At 53.2% G+C, this 18,639-nt stretch carries 18 protein-coding genes and 1 tRNA gene; 8 read left to right on the top strand and 11 right to left on the bottom strand.

Going from position 1 to position 18,639, the window contains the following annotated elements; all coding sequences use genetic code 11:
* Positions 1-65 precede the first annotated feature (65 nt).
* The 4 genes from QP381_RS00410 to QP381_RS00395 are packed head-to-tail and all read left to right on the top strand — an operon-like array spanning position 66 to position 3,072.
* Complete coding sequence (locus tag QP381_RS00410) at positions 66-251, top strand: hypothetical protein (RefSeq protein ID WP_101627831.1); 186 nt, start codon at positions 66-68, stop codon at positions 249-251.
* A complete protein-coding gene (locus QP381_RS00405) occupies positions 245-1,267 on the top strand; it encodes a FecCD family ABC transporter permease (RefSeq protein WP_101627832.1) in 1,023 nt (340 codons plus the stop codon). Before QP381_RS00410 ends, QP381_RS00405 begins: the two co-directional genes overlap by 7 nt.
* A gap of 22 nt (positions 1,268-1,289) precedes the next feature.
* Positions 1,290-2,279: an ABC transporter substrate-binding protein gene (locus QP381_RS00400; protein WP_285067350.1), complete on the top strand. Its 990-nt coding sequence runs from the start codon at positions 1,290-1,292 to the stop codon at positions 2,277-2,279.
* A 4-nt stretch (positions 2,280-2,283) separates the two neighbouring features.
* Complete coding sequence (locus QP381_RS00395; protein WP_103631856.1) at positions 2,284-3,072, top strand: ABC transporter ATP-binding protein; 789 nt, start codon at positions 2,284-2,286, stop codon at positions 3,070-3,072.
* A gap of 741 nt (positions 3,073-3,813) precedes the next feature.
* Here the strand turns inward: QP381_RS00395 and QP381_RS00390 are convergent.
* Positions 3,814-4,116, bottom strand: coding sequence for a hypothetical protein (locus QP381_RS00390; RefSeq protein WP_285067348.1), 303 nt, complete (start codon positions 4,114-4,116; stop codon positions 3,814-3,816).
* Positions 4,117-4,313: 197 nt separating this feature from the next.
* Between QP381_RS00390 and QP381_RS00385 the strand changes: the two genes are divergently transcribed.
* Positions 4,314-4,757: a hypothetical protein gene (locus QP381_RS00385; protein ID WP_285067346.1), complete on the top strand. Its 444-nt coding sequence runs from the start codon at positions 4,314-4,316 to the stop codon at positions 4,755-4,757.
* A gap of 48 nt (positions 4,758-4,805) precedes the next feature.
* Here QP381_RS00385 and QP381_RS00380 read toward each other — a convergent pair whose 3' ends face one another.
* The 3 genes from QP381_RS00380 to QP381_RS00370 all read right to left on the bottom strand — a co-directional run bounded on the left by QP381_RS00380 (position 4,806) and on the right by QP381_RS00370 (position 8,314).
* Positions 4,806-5,627, bottom strand: coding sequence for a hypothetical protein (locus tag QP381_RS00380; RefSeq protein ID WP_285067345.1), 822 nt, complete (start codon positions 5,625-5,627; stop codon positions 4,806-4,808).
* Positions 5,628-6,005: 378 nt separating this feature from the next.
* Positions 6,006-7,772 (bottom strand): DUF2207 family protein, encoded by a 1,767-nt coding sequence (locus QP381_RS00375; RefSeq protein WP_101627838.1) that lies wholly within the window; start codon positions 7,770-7,772, stop codon positions 6,006-6,008.
* Positions 7,772-8,314, bottom strand: a complete 543-nt coding sequence (locus tag QP381_RS00370; RefSeq protein ID WP_101627839.1) for a LemA family protein — start codon at positions 8,312-8,314, stop codon at positions 7,772-7,774. Before QP381_RS00370 ends, QP381_RS00375 begins: the two co-directional genes overlap by 1 nt.
* A gap of 273 nt (positions 8,315-8,587) precedes the next feature.
* Between QP381_RS00370 and QP381_RS00365 the strand changes: the two genes are divergently transcribed.
* Both QP381_RS00365 and QP381_RS00360 read left to right on the top strand, forming a co-directional pair.
* Positions 8,588-9,283 carry a DUF4357 domain-containing protein gene (locus QP381_RS00365; protein WP_285067341.1) on the top strand — a complete coding sequence of 232 codons (696 nt, stop codon included), beginning with the start codon at positions 8,588-8,590 and terminating at the stop codon, positions 9,281-9,283.
* A gap of 295 nt (positions 9,284-9,578) precedes the next feature.
* Entirely contained in the window at positions 9,579-9,779 is a 201-nt protein-coding gene (locus tag QP381_RS00360) for a hypothetical protein (protein WP_101627842.1), read from the top strand.
* Between the two features lie 130 nt (positions 9,780-9,909).
* Here the strand turns inward: QP381_RS00360 and QP381_RS00355 are convergent.
* Together QP381_RS00355 and QP381_RS00350 are read right to left on the bottom strand one after the other, a co-directional pair.
* A tRNA-Val gene (locus QP381_RS00355) sits at positions 9,910-9,983 on the bottom strand.
* Positions 9,984-10,067: 84 nt separating this feature from the next.
* Complete coding sequence (locus tag QP381_RS00350) at positions 10,068-10,466, bottom strand: DUF3052 domain-containing protein (RefSeq protein WP_103631863.1); 399 nt, start codon at positions 10,464-10,466, stop codon at positions 10,068-10,070.
* A gap of 282 nt (positions 10,467-10,748) precedes the next feature.
* Between QP381_RS00350 and aceE the strand changes: the two genes are divergently transcribed.
* Complete coding sequence (aceE, locus tag QP381_RS00345) at positions 10,749-13,487, top strand: pyruvate dehydrogenase (acetyl-transferring), homodimeric type (protein ID WP_285067340.1); 2,739 nt, start codon at positions 10,749-10,751, stop codon at positions 13,485-13,487.
* Between the two features lie 136 nt (positions 13,488-13,623).
* Here aceE and aspA read toward each other — a convergent pair whose 3' ends face one another.
* The 5 genes from aspA to QP381_RS00320 all read right to left on the bottom strand — a co-directional run bounded on the left by aspA (position 13,624) and on the right by QP381_RS00320 (position 18,593).
* Entirely contained in the window at positions 13,624-15,087 is a 1,464-nt protein-coding gene (gene aspA / locus QP381_RS00340; RefSeq protein ID WP_006681154.1) for an aspartate ammonia-lyase, read from the bottom strand.
* Positions 15,088-15,291: 204 nt separating this feature from the next.
* Positions 15,292-15,645 carry an acyl carrier protein gene (locus QP381_RS00335; RefSeq protein WP_285067339.1) on the bottom strand — a complete coding sequence of 118 codons (354 nt, stop codon included), beginning with the start codon at positions 15,643-15,645 and terminating at the stop codon, positions 15,292-15,294.
* A gap of 3 nt (positions 15,646-15,648) precedes the next feature.
* On the bottom strand, positions 15,649-16,152 hold the full coding sequence (locus tag QP381_RS00330) for a DUF3145 domain-containing protein (protein ID WP_006681156.1): 504 nt from the start codon (positions 16,150-16,152) through the stop codon (positions 15,649-15,651).
* Between the two features lie 138 nt (positions 16,153-16,290).
* Positions 16,291-16,782: a peptide deformylase gene (def, locus tag QP381_RS00325; protein ID WP_006681157.1), complete on the bottom strand. Its 492-nt coding sequence runs from the start codon at positions 16,780-16,782 to the stop codon at positions 16,291-16,293.
* Entirely contained in the window at positions 16,782-18,593 is a 1,812-nt protein-coding gene (locus QP381_RS00320; protein ID WP_285067338.1) for a proline--tRNA ligase, read from the bottom strand. Before QP381_RS00320 ends, def begins: the two co-directional genes overlap by 1 nt.
* Between the last annotated feature and the right edge of the window lie 46 nt (positions 18,594-18,639).

Here is an 18,639-nt window from a genome sequence, read left to right as displayed (position 1 = left end):
AGTTTGGCATGTTTTTCTGACCATGACAAGAGTGCACAGCTTTACTACGCCAACCAGGAGGGCTTGTGAACACGCGGATTTTGCAGCGCATTCACGTATATGCGGACACTGTCCAGCTCCTCGGAAAGATCCGCTTACCTGCTGGAAACTTGCTCCACCTTGGCTGGGAAGCTGCTCTGGCCACGCAAATCTATGGGAGTTACGTTACGGCAACTAGCGCGAATATGAAGGACATGTACGCACCATGCTAACGAAGCGATACCAACGCCTTGCCCTAGTCACCGCGTTATCCATCTTGCTGATATGCACCTTTGTCGTTGCAGTAATCGTAGGAGCTACCGACATCTCACTATCAGTAGCGCTTGAAGGCATCAAAACCACACTACTGAACACGCCCACCAACGACGTTGATACCCAAATCATCGAGCAGGTCCGATTCCCACGTGCTGTTCTTGGAGCCACAGTTGGTGCTGGGCTTGGCGTATGTGGCCTCATCACCCAATCACTTTTGCGCAACCCACTAGGAGACCCCTACATCCTCGGCATCTCGTCGGGCGCTTCCGCGGGTGCGGCTGCCGTCATCGTCTTGGGAACCTCCAGCAGTGTACTATCCGCATTGGGCGTCACCATCGGGGCTTTCCTTGGCGCATTAGCGGCCATCATCCTCGTCACCCTTCTGGCCTCGGCCGGTGGGAAAATCACGCCCACGCGCATCATTTTTGCGGGCATGGCAACCACCTACTTGTTTTCAGCACTGACCAGCCTGATCACGCTCATGGCAAAAAACGCTGCCGGCACTAAATCGGTCATGTTTTGGACGCTCGGCTCGCTATCCAATGCCACTTGGGCTGACACCACGCTTGCCGCCACCGTCGTCATTATTGCTCTCGCCTGCTTCACAATGTGGGGAAGGAGGGTGGACATACTTAACCTTGGTGACGACACAGCAATCTCGCTGGGAACAAGCCCCCGCCTCTACCGGAACCTTCTATTCCTCATCGTAGCCTTAACCGTTGCCGTCCTTGTGTCCCTCACCGGAGCGATCGGATTCGTTGGCCTCGTGGTCCCCCACATCGCCAAACAACTCGTTGGATCCACAACGCGGGCTGCACTACCCACTGCCGCCTTGTGCGGCGCACTCCTTGTTGTCATAGCAGACACCTGCACTCGCATCATAATCAGGCCCGCCGAAATACCTATCGGAATCTTGACCGCGCTTGTAGGAACACCAATGCTAATGGCCCTGATCAAGAGATATTCCAAATAGAAAACAGAAAGGAAAACCTGTGATGATGAAGAAACAATTCATCGCTGGAACTCTCGGCGTTATGCTCGTCGCCGGCGCGCTTACTGCCTGCTCAGAAACTGACGAGCCCAACAACAACGCTAAAAACGCAGCTATTAGCATCAAAAACTGCGGGGTAGAAACTACCTTCAACGAGCACCCGAAGAAAGCTATTTCGATGGGTGTAACCGGCTTGGCTTACCTGTTCGCTGCCGGCGCACAGGACTCCATCATTGGCCGGGCCAACGAATGGGGCGAAGAACCGCCGGCATGGATTGGTTCAAAAGCCGATAGCATCGACGTGCTCTCCGACGAATCCATCTCAATGGAAGCTCTTTTGAAACTGGAGCCTGACTTGGTCTACGGTGGCGGGTTTAGTTCTGAAAACTCCAGCCCCGAGGCAGTCGCGGCTAAAGGCATTCCTGCGATCGTTGACGCGCCAGAATGCTCCTACTTCTACCCGGATCAACCAGAAAATGAGTCCTTCGACGCGATCTTGGCAGAAGTAACCCAGCTCGGCCAACTCATGGGCACGTCAGAAAAAGCCGACGCCACGGTTGCTGACTTAAAAGCCAAACTTGAACAAGTCAGCAACGAAAAAATCGGTCAGGGGCGCAAAGTTTCTTACGCCTACTACTACGGAGAAGATCCCGAGCTGTTCAGCTACGGCAACCAGGGTGTAGTGGGAGAAATCAATAAAGCCCTCAACCTAGAAACCGCTATCGATCCGAACTACCACCCCCACCAAGGCCCCATTGCCCCCGAAGCCTTCGTGAAATCAGACCCCGACGTCATCATCGTGCTCACCGGCATGGGCGGGGCAACAAAAGAAAGCTCGCTGGAACGCCTCGCGAAGATTCCCGGCTACAACGACATGAAAGCCGTGAAGAACGGCAACATCATCTACGCCGAATCAGCCGCCGCCTACGCTTCACCCACGGCAATCTACGGCGCCCTTAATTTAGCTGAGCAGTTGAAGGAATTAGGGGAATAAACCGATGAGCGATTCTCCCCTCACAATAGAAAACGCTAGCGTTCGGTTTGGAGACACCCAAGTCCTCACCAACGTCTCTTTTGAGGTACCCCAAGGACAAATCCTTGGAATTGCTGGACCTAACGGCTCCGGAAAAACCACCCTCATGAGAGCCCTGTTCGCTGCGCAAAAACTATCCGAGGGGAGAATCGTCATCAATGGCGAACCGCTAAGCACACTCAGCTCAGGCCAAATTGCCAGACGCATCGCGGTTGTTTCCCAATTCGAACAAGACATGGACCAAACCCGCGTCATCGACATCGTGCTACTTGGTCGAGCACCTCACCGCAAAGACATTCAAGGCTACAACGCCACCGACTACGAAATTGCCCGTGAATCCCTCGACGCTGTCGGGATGACCTACTCCCAAGACCGATACGTTCACACCCTTTCTGGAGGCGAACGCCAACGCGTCCTCATCGCCCGCTCACTCGCTCAGCAGTGCAAATGCATCCTTCTTGATGAGCCCACCAACCACCTCGACGTCAAATACCAACACCAAATTCTCAGTGTCATCAGAAAAGTCAGCGACACTGCTGTCATTATCCTGCACGACCTGAACCTTGTTGCACGGTACTGCGACAACACGATCATCCTCAAAAACGGACATCTGCACACCAAAGGCAACCCAGCAGAAATCCTGACGCCACAACTTATCCGCGAGGTCTACGGCGTCAGCGCCACCGAAGTCAACGATGCGGGCACTAAACAATTCAGTTTCAAGCCACTACCCCAAAACACGCACCCACGATAAGGGTCAGCTACAAGAACCGCCCAGGCGACAAGTAGAAGAGTGTAGCTACTTACGCAGGTAAATCCTTTCAAGATCAGCAAAACATTCGTCTAGGTAGCCTCCAAGGCTAGCCGACCTGTTTGAACAGTTCATACAGGTGGTCAGCCAACTTCACATTATGGTGAATAAGAGTGCCTGAAGACGATGGTATTGCAGCGACCAGATCATGCTTGTAGAAATAGTCAAGTTCTTCTCAATCCGGCTCACCATCATCTTGGACTTAATCTGCAATTAAGAACACCCCCTTAGCTAACTGATCACAAATCTAAGGCAGATTACCTACTGTATCTTCGCCGCTAAAACGCCGATGTGATTCGTGTCTTTGTTGTATGTACTTCCATTCTTTGCCTCAAAGAAAGGGCAAATCTTCAGGCAAATCCTCTGGCCGGCTCAGCAGGCACAAGCACCGCCATCACGTTCGAAACCATCGGTGTCAAACAGCCCGCGAGTCGAACTCAATCCGCTAACAACCCCTTAGCTGTTTGGAGATCCTTCGCGCCTTCTCGTCCATTCCATTAAGCCGAGCTCGAGTAGACATGCGCCCCCAGCCCTGCGTCATGTAGCGCATCGATCCAGAAGCCACAGCACGACTGCACCGCAGCCACACTCGGATGCATAGGGGCATGACGCTTCTCATAGAGTGCGGCACTCAATGGCCCCGTCGTACGTGCCGCCGCCTCGCGGAGCGCATCTAACGCAATTTCATTGGACACCACAGCGGGGATGGTGCTCACGGTAGACGGCGAGCACAGCTTCACCCCACTCCCACGTGCCATCCGGTGCGACGGCGTAACACATGAACTGGCGCACGCGAGCCTTCACGTCGTTCCAACTTCCGAGGCGGGCGCACATGCTACTCGGCGACGCCAGACCGCGCGATTTCCAGTACTCCTCATACTCGGCAAGCGAGTACTTCTCAACATCGTCATGGAAGAACTGCAACATAGCCACCAACGATGGGGAAACCGGGTTGACTGGTTCCAAGCCATAGTGGACGTTCGCCAAGGAGTCACCGCTGTGGCATAAGTTGTGAGTTCATTCTTTCAAGCCCATGGTTTTCGCCTTCAATGATGGTACCGAGATCAAAGCCTGGGCATTCCCAGGGGTAGACCACCCCACGTCACAATGGCATTTCCATATCTCGGCCCCGCCTCCAGGCCGGGGATGTCTGAGCCAACTTATCCTGGTACTTCAGGCACACGATGGAGGCACTCATAGCGCAGATTACGACTACCGGAACGAAGATCGAGAAGCGACCGCAGCTCGGCTTGGACCTGCTCCTGCTTGAGGGCCGCGCGGACGGGCCGATTCACGTGCAGATCCCCGATACGAAATACGACCTGTACATCCTGCCGCACGCCTCACTTGATGAGTACCGCAACCACAACAACAAGATGAATCTTGCCGGGATCTATTTCATCTTGGATGACCTCGACAGCGACGAGCAAAACCTCTATATCGGCAAAGCTGCCGTGCGCAAGAATAACGATGGCACTATCAAATACATTCTCTTAACTGTCAAGACATATGTTACACATTCCGCTAAGATGCATCTGACACAATTATCCTTTTTCCGGCGGTTTTCTAACAGACACTTGCTTTCGACTTGTCAAGGGCGAAGAGTGAGCAAAGGGAGCGTCCCTTGACCTGGAGAAAGGAAGTGAATATCCTTCTCGCCCGGAAAAAACATTAGCCTAAGCGACTGAGCCTTCAAAATACTCTTGCACCATCTCTTCCGGGCTTTTGAAATTTAGAACGTATTTGGCTGTCGTATTGTAACGCCGCTCATGCTTTTTCACCTGACTAATTAAATCTTTTTTTCTTGTAAAAATGTGTCGATTATACAGGATTTTCCCATCTTCTCGATGGCTTCTCTCCACTCTCCCGTTTTGCCACGGCAAATAGAGTCTTGTCCTTCGCAGAACCCAACCTTTTTCCCTTACCGCCAGCTCAAAGCGACTTTCCCGATTGGTGCGATCATTGTCGTTCACAAATTCTAAGCCGTTGTCTACCTGAATGGTATGAATGGAAAATCCCATTCTTTCTTCTAAATCATCTAAAAATTTTGTTGTCTCATAGGTCGACTTCTCGTCAACGATTTTTAGAACACGCTTTCGACTGAATTCATCAATAGCTGTTATCTGGTAATAGCGTAATCCATAGCTTGGAAAGCGGACACATTCTTGCGGTACATATTTAATGTCTATTTGCACCTTATCTCCAGGAAACTTCCCCTCCAGCCTTTCATAGCGTGTGTAGCTCTTACGACGAGCTTGTGGTTTTCTATAGCCTTTTTTACGTATTTGACGACACATGCTTTCAAAACATCGGCTGTATCCCTTAGAACGACATCGTACATACACTTCCGCCAGACCATACACGCCATTTCTTCTTAGCATGCGACGTATCAAACACAGTTCTTCTTCCCTGTGGGCCTTGGGACTTGTTTTCGGTTTTCGTGAACGAAAAGCGAGACTGCCGGCTGTACCGTCGTATCGCTCCAGTTGGCGATACACAAATTGTCGGTAAGTATGATACCTGCGTGCCGCCTTTGTCACGCCGTGCTTTAATGCGTATTCACATACTTTTTAACGATATCTCATTTCTTCAGTTATAATCTTACTCAAGAGGTGCTCCTCTCGATACAACGGTTTTTGTTCAAACACATTGTATCAGAGCACCTCTTTTATTTTGTTGAAAGTGTCACATATGTCTTACTACATTACACCACAGCAAATAAATTTCTTAGAAAAAGAAGAACCCTGTTCAATATGAACAGGAACCTTTGCGCTATGATGAATGAGACAAAGTACAGCGATCGAGCGACCGACGCAAGCAGAGTTTGTTGGTAAAACGAGTGCAAGGGCGCGTTTTAACACAAACTCCTACAAAAGCTAGCGTCCGCCGCCGCCACTGCCACCTCCACTAAATCCTCCTCCTCCACCAGAGGACATAGAACCGCCGCCTCCATGTGAGGCTGAAGAAGAGCGATTGCTTTGGTATGCGTGGTTCACTGATGTGCCGACATTATTCACAACGTGATACATAAGAACTGGGTCAAGACTTGTATATCCAGCGTAAGTGTAGCTTGGATCAAGGCTTTTAAACTTTTCCAAAACTTTTTCGCCCAATCCAAACAAAGTGGCAAGCACCAAATATTCGTCCCATAGAGCGACTTCTACCGCTTCACGCTCGTTAATCAAAGTGAAATCCTTCAAAAACTTTATAAATCCTTTTTGCTTAATGGCTTCGCCACGGCCTTGCTCAGTAAAAACATCGTAGCTTGAGAATAAAAATCCCAGCTTCTTATATAATAAATTCAAATTTTCGGCCGCGCTATTCGCATTTTTATTGTAATTTTTAACGAAATTTTCGGCAACGCTTCCCCTGTTAAAGGCCCTCGTAAGCTCATCGTTTCTAAGCACGAGATCATCACCCGAAGCACTTGTAATCAGCTTATATAGCTGCTCTTCCATCACGTCATTCGTTTGAGGGACTTTAATAATTTTAAAGCAGTCCTCAAAAACATCCCTTTTAAAAATCAGACCCTTAGTGAATTTTTCCTTAATTAGCTCTAAATTTCCGTCCTTAATCCATTTTAGAAAATAGGCAGCGACCACATTTGTCACAGATAAGTTTTCATTCACCGAATAAATGCCGCTGTTAAGCAAAATATTTCCATTCATCGGTAAATCTCGCCAATAGTTTACATCTCTTGGCAGGCTATTTTCAGAATTTATCATGGATTTTTTCACTCCAGATACTATCATGGAAATGATTGATAGAAGAAAAATGAAAATTACAGGTATGGCGATGGGGTTAGCTGTGCCGATAAATCTCGTGATGAAATTGCCATTATATTCTGGATAATAAAAATCGTCTTCATTATTATTATGATTAGCATCTTCTGCTTCAATATCTTCTTCACGATTATTATAGTCAGAGCCTTCAAGTGCAGTATTTTTCAAATCTTCAAAGCTTCCGCTACCCGTGCTAATCGGATGAATTATATTTTTGTCAAGACCAAACAAAACTGTTAGGTGATTTTCAGGGCCAAAGTCATTTATCTCGTGAACGATGACCTTGCCGCCCTCAAAAACGATTGGCGCATCTGAGCCGAAGCCCCAAACACGAGCGTTACTCTCGTTTATCTCACCATTGGCAAGGCTTAGCTCGAATGAAACCTTTTCTGGAGCAGGATCCATCTGATCATTGACGAAGCGAATGTTGAAGCCGTCCATATCATCAAAACTTTGGGCGGCTCTGTTCATTTTATAAGTTAATGTATAAGTTTTGTCTTTATTAAGATCGCTTTTGCCAAAGCAAAGCTCGACACCATCTGGAGTGGCGTGCAAACCACATTTGCGCGCCTTTTCGCCAAAAGTCCAATCGACATCCCAATTGCCAACTGTTTCGTAAGAGCCACTCTCGTCAGAAACTTTAAAATCCGTAATGACTATATCTCGCATATTTGACTTAGGTATGAAAAACTCAGTACCTGAGCCGGCTCTAGCCCTCCATACTTCACTTATCATTAATGAGCCGTCGTCCATAAGCGTCGCTTTTATGTCAATGGATTTGATTTCATCTGATGATGCGTAGCAATTTATTGAAAATACTAGGATTATGGCGACGAATATGCTCGCCAAAAACTTTTTCATTATCTAAAATCCAAATTCGGCATGTCCTTTTTGCCTTCGTCTGTGCTCAAATATTCTTTAGGATGAACGTTTAATATGGACGCAGCGATGGACGATGGGAACATTTTGACAGCTCTGTTAAGCTTTGTAACTGAGTCGTTGTAAACCATACGGCTGATTCTGACTTTATTTTCATAGTCATTGATCGAGTCCATAGTTTTTGTGTAAAGCTCAGAGGCTTTTAGCTCTGGATAGCTCTCAGCAACAGCATTTATCCTCGATAGAGCGCTTCCAAGTAGAGCCTCGCCCTCCTTTACGTCACTTGTATTTTTCACAGCACTTCTTTTTTCGATAATGTCTGTAAGAGTTTCATACTCATGTTCTGAATAAGCTTTAACCGCGTTAGCAAGCGCCTTTAGAGCGTCCCAACGTGAGTTTAAATTCACGGCAATGTTTGCAAAGGCATTGTCCACGTTTTCTTCAAGAGTAACTAGACTTCTTTGTGTTGAAATGAAATAGAACACTATAAGTACTAGAATCCCTAAGACAATTGCAATTATCATAATATCGCTCCTTTATGCATCGTAGCCTATTTTGCAATAAAATTCGCCCTTTGACTCGACCCTTCCTCGGCAATGCTCGAGTACTTTATGTACGCTCCGCTTGCCTCTAAGCTCCACTTCGTCAAATCATCAAATTTTCTTCGCAAAATTAATTTGATTAAATAAATCTTTGTTACTATAATTTTACCCAAGAGGTGCTCCTCTCGATACAACGGTTTTTGTTCAAACACATTGTATCAGAGCACCTCTTTTATTTTGTTGAAAGTGTCACATATGTCTTACTACATTACAAACGATGGCACTATCAAATACATTCTCGAGAACTTGCGGAACGACAAGCACCGCTTCTGTCGCAAGGCCATACTCCTTGTCGCTCCATCAGAAGACTTCGCCGCCACCGAGCTCGGTCTGCTCGAGGACACCTTCATCACTTTGGCCCGTGAAGCTGGTCGCACCACAATCGCAAATGCGACCGGTGCCCACGCTGGACGTGTGCGCGAACACCTGAGGAACCGAATTAGCACTATCGTCTCAAACACCAGACTGATGATGGCGCCCATGGGCATGATGGTGCTTGAGCCACCAGTGGCAACCGCGGAACACCACGACGTCACCCTCGGAGCGAACGAGGATGGTCCAATTGAATCGCGCGGCCCGATCCGCGATGTGAGCGTTGAGTTCTACAGCCACCGTCGCGAGGAAAAACGCGCCACCCTGGTCAAGAGTGGCGAAGCGTGGGGGTTCAAGAAAGGTAGCTGGCTACGCCCAGTGAAAGCAGACCACGAGGCCAAGTTGAGAGAACGATATGCCAAGGCCGTGGACGGAAACGTGACCACCACAGACATTGCGTCCTCCTCACCGAATCAAGCGGCCGTGTGCTTCAACGGCAACAGCGCTAACGCCCGCGCCCTCTGGCGTGACGCGGATGGAAAAGCCCTCGGCGATTACCTTGATCGTGGCGAAATCTAACCACACACCCACCCGACGCGCGCTTGCATCCACCTTGGGCAACCGGAGGTGTCGCGTCACTTCATATCAACAACGTGTCTTAATGAATCCGCCTTTCATCGGCACTTCAAATCACAACAACGAACAGAAAGCTGACCGCGCCCATTTGTTTGGGTCCGTGAAGGTTCTCGATTACGTTGCGTGCTAGCAAAAGACAACAACTGGCTAGATGCGAAGTACCCGCATCCGCGTGGCTTTCGTTTCCACTCATTCGATGTGTCAGGCGCAGCAGGTGACTCCCCTCTGACCTCTATTGATGGGTGATGGCATCGTCATCAATTTTGCTCACCGCTCGCCCATGTCGAACAACAACCGCAACGACAAATTGTCGATTTCGATGATCGTGTCGATCCTGCTGACAATCGGCACTGTTATCACCGATTTCTTCGGGATGAACGTCGAGCTTTCCTGTAGCACGTCCTCAACGCATGGAAATACATTTGAGTCTTCGCGCTGATACCGGGAGTTTTCAACGCTCTGATCCTGAAGTGGGCGAGCTACAAGCGCTGACCTTGAGGGCTTATTCACGAGGTTCGCGGGAGTCTCGGCGACAAAACGCAAAGGGGAAAGCACGTGGGTACAAAAAGTGGGCCCGGCCGGATTCGAACCGACGACATCTGCGGTGTAAACGCAGCGCTCTGACCAACTGAGCTACAGGCCCGTTGCCCGTACACTTACGGGAACAGTCGAAAGCATACTGGGCTTGCGTTTCTCGCGCGAATCCCAGTGGCTTTTTGAGACTAAATCAACGACCCCGAGGACGAGCCGTCAAACGAATACCCGCCCAGTCATTACCAACCGAGGCAGCGGACGTGGAATGCAATCCCGCAACCTTCGCAGCTTCTTCAACATCAGCAACAGGAACGGTTCCAGCACGACCCGGCTTCGGGATAAAGACCCAGATCAGACCACCGTCATCAAGGTTCGACAGAGCGTCAACCAGAAGGTCGGCAAGATCATCTTCTTCAGCATCATCTGCACGCCACCACACGATGGCACCGTCAACGACATCTCCGTAGTCCTCGTCGACGAGCTGTTCGCCTGTCTCGGATTCAATGGAGACGCGAATCTGCTGGTCAGCGTCATCGTCGACGTAAAACTCTTGAACAATCTGTCCCAGTGTGAAACCGAGGCTCACCGCCATGATGAACAACCACCCTTCGGCGTGAGCGCACGGAGCGCTGAAGTATCTAACACCCTTTTATCGTATTGCACATCACTGCTGAAACTCCATTTGTCCACGCCGTGAAGACCAGCGGAAAGGTCGGGCACATCTTCCCAATGGCACAGCGTGCAATAATGAGGCATTACTCATGGGTCAGAAGTCCCTGTAGGGGTCGCATGAAGAGCCCGAACAGTGGACAATAGGAACGAGGGCACGAAGCCGTGCACCACCGTAAAAGCTAAGCAATACCAGAGGGGATTCGTGAGTCACTTGAGCGAAAACCATCCCGTTGTTAACGGCCTGATTAGCCAGGTTCCGGACAACGATCCGGCAGAGACCGCCGAATGGATTGAGTCACTGTCCGGATTGATCGACGAAAAGGGTGGTCCGCGCGCCCGCTACATCCTGCTTCACATGCTGGATCAGGCACGCCACCAGGGCGTCCATGTACCGCAGGAATACACGACTCCTTACGTCAACACCATCCCGGTGCACGAAGAGCCCTACTTCCCCGGTGACGAGGCCATGGAGCGCCAGTACCGCCGTTGGATCCGCTGGAACGCAGCCGTCCAGGTGACGCGCGCACAGCGCCCCGGCGTCAAGGTCGGCGGACACATCTCGTCCTACGCATCCGTTGCCACCCTGTACGAAGTTGGTTTAAACCACTTCTTCCGCGGTAAGGATCACCCGGGCGGTGGCGACCATGTCTTCTTCCAAGGCCATGCCTCTCCGGGTCCCTACGCACGTGCGTTCGTCGAAGGTCGTCTTTCCGAAGAAGAAATGGACGGCTTCCGGCAGCAGGCATCGACCGAACACGGTCTGCCCTCGTATCCGCACCCGCGCCAGCTCCCCGACTTCTGGGAGTTCCCGACCGTTTCGCTGGGCCTCGGCCCGGCAGAAGCCATCTATCAGGCATGGTTCGACCGCTACCTGCACCTGCGTGGCATCAAGGACACGTCGCAACAGCACACCTGGGCATTCATCGGTGACGGTGAAATGGACGAGCCTGAATCGCGTGGCATGCTCCAGCTTGCCGCCCAGCAGGCCCTCGACAACCTGACCTTCGTCGTCAACTGCAACCTGCAGCGCCTCGACGGCCCGGTCCGCGGTAACGGCAAGATCATCCAGGAACTGGAAGCCTTCTTCAAGGGCGCCGGCTGGAACGTCATCAAGGTCATCTGGGGCCGTGGCTGGGATCAGCTGCTCGCCTCCGACAAGGACGACGCTCTTGTCCACGTCATGAACGACACGCTCGACGGCGACTACCAGACCTTCAAGGCCAACGACGGCGCATACGTTCGCGAGCACTTCTTCGGTCGCGACCCGCGCACCAAGGCCATGGTTCAGAACTGGACCGACGACCAGATCTGGGCACTGCAGCGCGGTGGCCACGACTACCGCAAGGTCTACGCCGCTTACAAGGCAGCGATGGAGCACACCGGCCAACCGACCGTCATTCTGGCGCATACCATTAAGGGCTACGCTCTTGGTTCGCACTTCGCAGGTCGTAACTCAACCCACCAGATGAAGAAGCTGACGCTGGAAGATGCGAAGCAGCTACGAGATCGTCTACAGATTCCGATCACGGACGCAGAGCTCGAACGCGATCCCTACATGCCTCCGTACTACAAGCCGTCTGAGGACGATCCGGCACTCCTCTACATGAAGGAGCGTCGCGAGAAGCTTGGCGGTTGGGTTCCCGAGCGTCGTGACGACCGTCAGCCGAAGCTACCACCGTTGCCGACCAAGCCGTTCGAGGGTCTGTCGAAGGGCTCCGGCCCACTCGAGGTCGCAACAACCATGGCACTCGTTCGCCTGTTCAAGGACCTCTTCAAGGACAAGCAGGTTGGCCGTTACTTCGTCCCGATCATTCCTGACGAAGCCCGTACCTTCGGCCTCGACGCGATCTTCCCGTCCGCAAAGATCTTCAACACGCACGGCCAGAATTACACGGCCGTTGACGCTGACATGATGCTCTCCTACAAGGAATCCGAGCAGGGTCAGGTTCTCCACACGGGCATCACCGAGGCCGGCTCCGCCGCTGCCTTCCAGGCTGTTGGCACCGCATATGCGACCCACAACCTGCCGATGGTTCCCGTTTACATCTTCTACTCGATGTTCGGTTTCCAGCGCACCGGCGACCAGTTCTGGGCTGCCGGCGACCAGATGGCGAAAGGCTTCGTCATCGGTGCAACCGCTGGTCGTACCACGCTCGCCGGCGAAGGCCTGCAGCACATGGATGGCAACTCACAGGTTCTGGCTTCCACCAACCGCGCGTTCGTCTCCTACGACCCGGCATACGCCTACGAACTCCGTTACATCATGGAGGACGGCCTGGCACGCATGTACGGTGAGAACGATGGTCGTGACCCGAACGTCATGTACTACATCACCGTCTACAACGAGCCGATTCACCAGCCTGCAGAGCCTCAGAACGTTGACGTTGAAGGTATCAAGAAGGGTATCTACAAGGTCGAGGATCACTCAGGCCAGGGCCACAAGGTCCAGCTACTCGCTTCCGGCGTGGGTGTGCCGTGGGCACGCGACGCCAAGCGCATGCTTGCTGAAGACTGGGGCGTTGACGCAGCCGTGTGGTCAGTTACCTCGTGGAACGAACTGCGACGCGACGGCCTGGATGCCGACGAGCACAACTTCCTCCACCCGGAGGAAGCACCGCGCACCGCGTACCTCACGCAGAAACTGGCCGGTTGCGAAGGCCCATTCATCGCAACCTCCGACTTCGACACGCTGACCCAGGATCTGATCCGCCAGTGGGTGCCCGGCGAGTACCGTGTGCTCGGTGCCGACGGCTTCGGTATTTCCGACACCCGCCGTGCAGCACGTCGCTTCTTCCACATCGACGCTGAGTCGCTGGTCGTTCGCACCCTGCAGACTCTCGCCGATCAGGGCAAGATCGATCGTAGCGTCGTTGCTCAGGCAATTACGCGCTACGACCTGTTCAACTGCGGAATCGATTCTGTTGCAGACCAGGCACACTAAGACGAACTACTACCCTGACGCGGCGCTCAGTCGCCGCGTCAGGCCTCGTCAATAAGACAAACGAAAACTGCTGGGATGCTCACCCGAGTGTCCCAGCAGTTTTTTATGCGCCGAGCGTGCGACGCCATATGAACGATTACTCTTCGTCCTCCAATTCCACGACCGACGGGTCGCCACCCGAGTAGTATCTCATGTCGCGGTACTTCGGGCGCAACAGGTTTTCAACGCTGAGCAGTTCATCCAGCGCAGCCTCGTCCAGAAGTCCCATTTCAAGAACAACCTCGCGAACGTTGCGACCACTACGCGCACACTCGCGACCAACCGCGTCACCGTTCGCGTGCCCGATCACCTCGTTAAGGTAGGTGACAATACCGATCGAGTTCAGGACATTGTTACGACAGACATCCTCGTTTGCCTCGATGCCGATGACGCAGAGCTCACGCAGGGTCCGTATCGCGTTCGCCAGCAGGTTGATGGACTCAAACAGAGTTTGGCCGATTACCGGCTCCATGACGTTCAGTTGCAACTGGCCAGCTTCAGCCGCGAAGGTCAGCGCCACATCGTTGCCCATCACCTTGAAGCACACCTGGTTCACGACCTCCGGGATCACCGGGTTCACCTTCGCCGGCATAATCGACGATCCGGCAGCGCGTTCAGGCAAGCGAATTTCACCCAAGCCCGCACGAGGTCCAGACGACAGAAGTCGCAGGTCATTGCAGATCTTCGATAGTTTAACCGCAAGACGTTTAATGGAGGCGTGCATCGACACGTAGGCACCAGTATCGGAGGTTGCTTCCAACAGGTCGTCCGCTCCCCTGATCGGCAGTCCCGTGACCTCACGCAGGCAGTGAACGACGGTGTCCTGATATCCGTCAGGAGTATTCAGGCCAGTGCCAATAGCGGTCGCGCCAAGGTTAACTTCCAGCAGTAGCGCCGAGTTGTTACGCAGACGCGGGATCTCTTCACCCAAGAGCACACTGAATGCTTCAAACTCTTTGCCTAGGCTCATAGGGACGGCATCCTGTAGCTGAGTGCGCCCCATCTTGATGACGTCGCGGAACTGCAAGCCCTTCGATGTGAAAGATTCGATCAAACGCTCGAGTTCATCCACCAGATCGTCGACCTTCTTGTACAAGCCCAAGCGGAAGCCGGTGGGATAGGCGTCGTTTGTCGACTGAGACTTGTTGACGTGATCATTCGGGTTGATGTGCGCGTAGCGTCCCTTCGCGTACCCTAGGTGTTCCAGCGCAAGGTTAGCGACAACTTCGTTTGTATTCATATTGACGCTGGTGCCCGCACCACCTTGGAACACGTCGATCGGGAACTGATCCAAACAGCGCCCATCTTCCAGGATTTCGTCGCACGCCCAAATAATCGCATCGGCGATTGTGTCGCTCAGTGTCCCCAGCTTCCGGTTCGCCATTGCTGACGCTTTCTTGACGGCAACCATGCCACGGACAAATTCAGGTTCCTCAGCGATTGTCGAACCGGAGATCTGATAGTTCTCGATTGCGCGGAGCGTGTGAATACCCCAGTAAACCTCGAGCGGAACTTCTCGTGCGCCCAAGAGGTCTTCCTCGATACGCTTCGTTTCCCTCACCTGCGACTCCTTCGTCTGTGGTTACGTGTACTGAGCGATGCTTGTGAGCATGCTCAGCTTCACTACTGTGTTGCGCTATCTATGGTGACGTAAATCTAGGACGAAAGTCCACGACTTGCCGAAACTACACAAAAGAAAAACCGTCTCATCACCTTTTCTTGACCGAAATCAAAGAAGATGAAAAGACGGTCCTCGAACGCGGTTTCACCTACACATGCCCGCAACACCGGAAAGCACATCGTCCAATGTCTCCCACGCTTCAACCTCAGTATCTCGAATCGATAGCTTCAACTCGTGTTCAATGCGTGCAACGATCGCGTACCTGACCAACGTATCGATATCCAGATCCTTTTTCAGCGTCAGGTCACCGCGCGCATCTTCGGGGGCAAGGTCGACAAATTCCAAGATGGCATCCATCGTCACCTCACGCGCGTGCTCAGTTTTAGGGGACGAGGCCTCCCCCGCTTCATTGATCGCACCGCCTGTTTCAGGGGAGATATCGGACTTCTCCCCTTCAGCGTTGAGCGTGTACCCGAGCAGGTCAGCGATCGAACCCACCGGTTAGCCGACCTTGGAATTCAGATAGCGAACCGGTGCGCCGGCACCGGCGTGACGGAAGGATTCCAGCTCATCGTCCCACGCTTGTCCGAGGGCAAGATCAAGGCCTTCGCGCAATTCCTCGTAATTCGTGGCGCTCTCAATGGCGGCACGAATACGGTCTTCAGGAACGACGACGTTTCCGACAGTGTCCATCTGCGAGTGGAAGATGCCGAGTGATGGAGTATGAGCCCAGCGACCACCGTCCGTGGAAGCCGTGGCTTCTTCGGTGACCTCGTAGCGCAGGTGTTCCCAGCCACGCAGAGCTGAGGCGAGGCGCGCACCCGAGTCGACCGGTCCGACCCACGAGAACTCGCAACGCACCATGCCGGGAGCAGCGTCTTGCGCGGTCCACTGAAGACGCACATCTTGACCGAGAGCCGTACCAACTGCCCATTCGATATGTGGGCACAGCGCGGGCGGTGTTGAATGCACGAAAAGTACACCGCGGGTGTATGTCCCTCTCAATGTGACCTCCATAGTCTTTGAGGATCGTCTTCCCCTACGCCCTCAACTAGCACTGCCACATCTCACAACGGTGTAATTTAACTGTAAACGCCGTCGCACCATATAGCAAGAGGGTGCGACGGCGTTGCAACGACTCGATCAGAAGTGTGAGTTACGAATGTCCCTCAAAGCCTTCTTACGAGTCTTACGATCCAGGCGATCAATGTAGATCATGCCATCCAAGTGATCGCACTCGTGCTGCAGGCAACGAGCCATCAGCTCTTCACCTTCAACAACGATCGTCTTACCGTCCAGGTTGATGCCTTCGACGCGCGCATACCACGCGCGTTCGGTCGGATACCAGAGATCAGGAACTGACAGGCACCCTTCATCACCGTCTTGGAATTCGTCAGCCGACAGTTCCACAATCTTCGGGTTGAGGACGTAGCCGATTTCGCCGTCAATGTTCCACGAGAACGCACGAAGACCGACACCGATCTGGTTGGCGGCAAGACCTGCGCGGCCTTCCATGTCAACACCTTCAAGCAGATCCTCGACCAGCAGCTTCACCGAAGCATCAATATCCGTGATCGGATCGCACTGGGTGCGCAGAATCGGATCGCCGATGATGCGAATATCGCGGATTGCCATCATTTGCCTCCAAGAATCTCAGCGTGAGCAGCCTTCAGAGCTTCAACGGCCTGCGCGAGTGGCATTTCGGTCTTTTCACCGGTGGCGCGCTGACGAACCTCGACCAGACCATCCTTCAGGCCACGGCCAACAACCAGAGCCAGTGGAATACCGATGAGCTCGGCGTCAGCGAACTTGACGCCAGCCGAGACCTTGCGACGATCATCGTAGAGGACGTCCATGCCGGCGGCTTCGAGTTCTTCAGCGAGGCCCTTGGCAGTGTCGAAGAGCTCATCGCCCTTACCGGTTGCCAGAACGTGCACGTCGAACGGTGCGATCTGAGCCGGCCACGCCAAACCCTTATCGTCGTGGTTCGACTCAGCGAGTGCTGCGAGCACGCGGGAAACGCCGATGCCGTACGAGCCCATGGTGACAACCTGGGACTTGCCGTTCTCGTCGAGAACCGTCAGGCCCAGAGCCTCCGCATACTTGCGACCAAGCTGGAAAATGTGGCCAATTTCGATGCCTCGTTCGAGGTGAAGCGAACCTGAACCGTCGGGAGCCTGATCGCCTTCGCGAACCTCGGCGGCCTCGATGGTGCCGTCGACTGCAAAATCGCGTCCCATAACCAGGTCGATCACATGGTGACGATCCTGGTTTGCGCCGGTCACCCAGGTGGTGCCCTCAACGACGCGAGGATCCACAAGATAGCGGACGGAACCGGTCGGGTTCCCGTCCTCGTCGGTTGTACGTGCCGGCGAGTTCGGTCCGATCACCTGCGGGCCAATGTAGCCACGGACCAGTTCGGGGTGGTCCTCGAAGTCCTTGTCGGTTGCCATTTCAACTTCGGCGGGTGCGACAGCTGCTTCGAGGCGCTTCATGTCGACCTCACGGTCACCGGGCAGGCCAATGACGAGCAGTTCACGCGAGCCGTCAGGCTGGGTCAGAACGACGACAACATTCTTCAACGTGTCAGCTGAGGTCCATGCACGACCGTCTTCACGCGGGTATTGTGCGTTCAGCAGATCAACGAGGGACTCAATGGTCGCACAATCCGGGGTCGGAACAACGCGAGCCGGACCCACGTTGGACGCATCGACCGGAGCCGGTGCCGACGTCGTCACTGCCTCAGCGTTTGCTGCATAACCACCGGGTGAACGAACGAAGGTGTCTTCGCCGATCGGGCTGGGGTGCAGGAATTCTTCCGAACGCGAGCCACCCATGGCGCCCGACATTGCGGACACGATGACGAATTCAAGACCAAGGCGATTGAAGATCCGCTGGTAGGTCTCGCGCTGCGCATTATAGGAAGCGTCCAGGCCCTCGTCGGTAAGATCGAAGGAATAGGCATCCTTCATGACGAATTCGCGACCTCGAATCAGGCCTGCACGCGGGCGAGCTTCGTCGCGATACTTCGTCTGAATCTGGTACAGGGTGGTCGGCAGATCCTTGTATGAGGAATACATGTCTTTCACCAGTAGGGTGAACATTTCCTCATGGGTGGGAGCCAGCAGGTAATCCCCCGCCTTGCGGTCGTTCAGCTTGAACAGCGTCGGACCGTATTCTTCCCAACGGTTCGTTGCCTTGTAGGGCTCTGCCGGGATCAGACCCGGGAAGTGAACTTCCTGAGCGCCCATGCGATCCATTTCTTCACGGACGATGCCTTCGACCTTGCGCAGAACGCGCAGGCCAAGAGGCAACCACGTGTAGATACCGGGGGCAGTGCGTCGGATGTAGCCGGCACGAACAAGGAGCTTGTGGGAATCGACCTCAGCGTCAGCTGGGTCTTCGCGCAAAGTGCGCACAAAGTATGACGATAGAGTTCTCAGCACGCCTTCAAGATTAGTGCACCACGTCAGTGGTGTGCACCTTGAGGTC

It is taken from the genome of Pauljensenia sp. UMB6358 (assembly GCF_030216865.1).
GTDB classification, from domain to species: domain Bacteria; phylum Actinomycetota; class Actinomycetes; order Actinomycetales; family Actinomycetaceae; genus Pauljensenia; species Pauljensenia turicensis_A.
The sequence above is the reverse complement of the archived record's forward strand: the minus strand, read 5'-3'. Positions and strand labels throughout refer to the sequence as shown.

Bases quoted from the DNA above. Each gene is read 5' to 3' on its own strand.
- QP381_RS00405 (WP_101627832.1), top strand. From the start codon at position 245: ATGCTAACGAAGCGATACCAACGCCTTGCCCTAGTCACCGCGTTATCC.
- QP381_RS00400 (WP_285067350.1), top strand. From the start codon at position 1,290: ATGATGAAGAAACAATTCATCGCTGGAACTCTCGGCGTTATGCTCGTC.
- QP381_RS00350 (WP_103631863.1), bottom strand. From the start codon at position 10,466: ATGGCGGTGAGCCTCGGTTTCACACTGGGACAGATTGTTCAAGAGTTT.
- QP381_RS00395 (WP_103631856.1), top strand. From the start codon at position 2,284: ATGAGCGATTCTCCCCTCACAATAGAAAACGCTAGCGTTCGGTTTGGA.
- QP381_RS00385 (WP_285067346.1), top strand. From the start codon at position 4,314: ATGGAGGCACTCATAGCGCAGATTACGACTACCGGAACGAAGATCGAG.
- QP381_RS00370 (WP_101627839.1), bottom strand. From the start codon at position 8,314: ATGATAATTGCAATTGTCTTAGGGATTCTAGTACTTATAGTGTTCTAT.
- def (WP_006681157.1), bottom strand. From the start codon at position 16,782: ATGGCAATCCGCGATATTCGCATCATCGGCGATCCGATTCTGCGCACC.
- QP381_RS00360 (WP_101627842.1), top strand. From the start codon at position 9,579: ATGGGTGATGGCATCGTCATCAATTTTGCTCACCGCTCGCCCATGTCG.
- QP381_RS00375 (WP_101627838.1), bottom strand. From the start codon at position 7,772: ATGAAAAAGTTTTTGGCGAGCATATTCGTCGCCATAATCCTAGTATTT.
- QP381_RS00365 (WP_285067341.1), top strand. From the start codon at position 8,588: ATGTCTTACTACATTACAAACGATGGCACTATCAAATACATTCTCGAG.